At 67.8% G+C, this 1,523-nt stretch carries 1 protein-coding gene; it reads right to left on the bottom strand.

Features of this window, described 5'->3' with window-relative positions; translation table 11 throughout:
• Positions 1–46 precede the first annotated feature (46 nt).
• Entirely contained in the window at positions 47–1,291 is a 1,245-nt protein-coding gene (locus ABTY04_RS40930; protein ID WP_352218510.1) for an IS110 family RNA-guided transposase, read from the bottom strand.
• Positions 1,292–1,523: the final 232 nt, after the last annotated feature.

Below are 1,523 nucleotides of genomic sequence, written 5' to 3'. Positions count from 1 at the left end.
GTCTGGTCCGAAAATAAACGTCTGACTGGCCTCCGGGCGGTCAGTGTCATGCTGCTTCGATGGGTTCGAAGCGGACGGTGAGGCCGAGGGCGTTGGCCTGGCGGGTGATCCGGCGGAGGGCGCGTTCGGGGTCGTGCTTGGTGTAGTAGTCGCCGCCGAGGTCGTGGAAGCCGGTGTTCTGGGTGAGCATGTGCCAGACCGCGGTGAGGATCGAGTGCTCGAGGGCGACCAGGGCTTTCTTCTTGCCGAGACGGGGCATGAGTCGCATGTAGCGGGCGCCGAGGTAGGTGCGGTCGCGGGTCCGGGAGGCGGCCATGGCCGCGGTGCCGAGGGCGGCGCCGAGCCAGCGGTTGCCGTGGCGTCTGCGGCCGGACTTGTGCTTGCCCGCGGACTCGTGGTGGCCGGGGCAGACGCCCGCCCAGGACGCGAGGTGGCCGGCGGTGGTGAAGCGGGCCATGTCAGCGCCGGTCTCCGCGATCAGGACCTCAGCGACGCCCTGCCCGACGCCAGGGATCGTCTGCAGTAGTTCAAGCTGCCGGGCGAAAGGGCGCATCTCCTCCTCGATCCGCATCGACAGCTCCGCGATCGCGGTCTTGATCTGGTCGATCCGCACCAGATGGAGCCGGCACAGGAAGGCGTGGTGGTCGCCGAAGTTCCCGGTCAGCGCCTCCACAAGGTCGGGGATCTTCGGCCGCATGCGGGCCTTGGCCATCTGTGCGAGCGCATGGACGTCGCGCTCCCCGTCGATGAGCGCGTCCAGCATGGCACGCCCCGACACTCCGAGGATGTCGGTGGCCACGGTGGAGAGCTTGATGCCGGCGTCCTCGAGCTCCTTCTCCAGCCGTTGAGCTTCCCGGGAGAGCTCGCCGGCGAGGGTGGAGCGGTAGCGGGTCAAATCGCGCAGGTGCCGGATCGGCTCGGGCGGCACGAAGGATGCCTTGAGCAGTCCGCACTCGCCCAACTGGCACAGCCACGCGGAGTCGGCGACATCCGTCTTGCGGCCTGGCAGGCCCTTGGCGTGGGCCGCGTTGACGAGGATCACGTTCAGGCAGTCCTCGAGCAGGTAGAACGCCCCGCGCCAGTAGTCGCCGGTTGCCTCCATCACCACCAGGGTGACCTTCTCTGCGATCAGCCAGTCCCGCAGCTCAAGAAGGGAGTTGGTCGTCGTCGCGAAGGTCCGGACCTCCTGCTTGCGGGATCGCCTGCCGCTCGGGCTCGGGGTGCGTACGCACGCTTTGAGGTCCTTCTTGCCGATGTCCAAGGCGGCGCATCGCTCGTGCAGTACATCCATGACAGCCCCTCCCACCCGCGACCGGTCTCAAGGGTGTGCCGTCCGGAGGAGCCACAGGGCTGAAGAGTCTGGTCCGCGTGCTGCCGCAACAATTGACGGTTCCTGCAAGCGGCTCCCGACGCCATACTGACACGCGAGCTCACAGGCATCACAGATTCACCGGCGTCCCGGACGGACACACCCCGATTTTCCCGGCCTCACGGCGGCCGGCGCAGCCGGTCTGGGTTACTGA

Origin of the sequence: Streptomyces sp. NPDC097981 (assembly GCF_040302565.1) — a bacterium.
Classification (GTDB): Bacteria; Actinomycetota; Actinomycetes; order Streptomycetales; family Streptomycetaceae; genus Streptomyces.
Note: the sequence above shows the minus strand (reverse complement) of the source record. Positions and strands in the feature narration are given on the sequence as shown.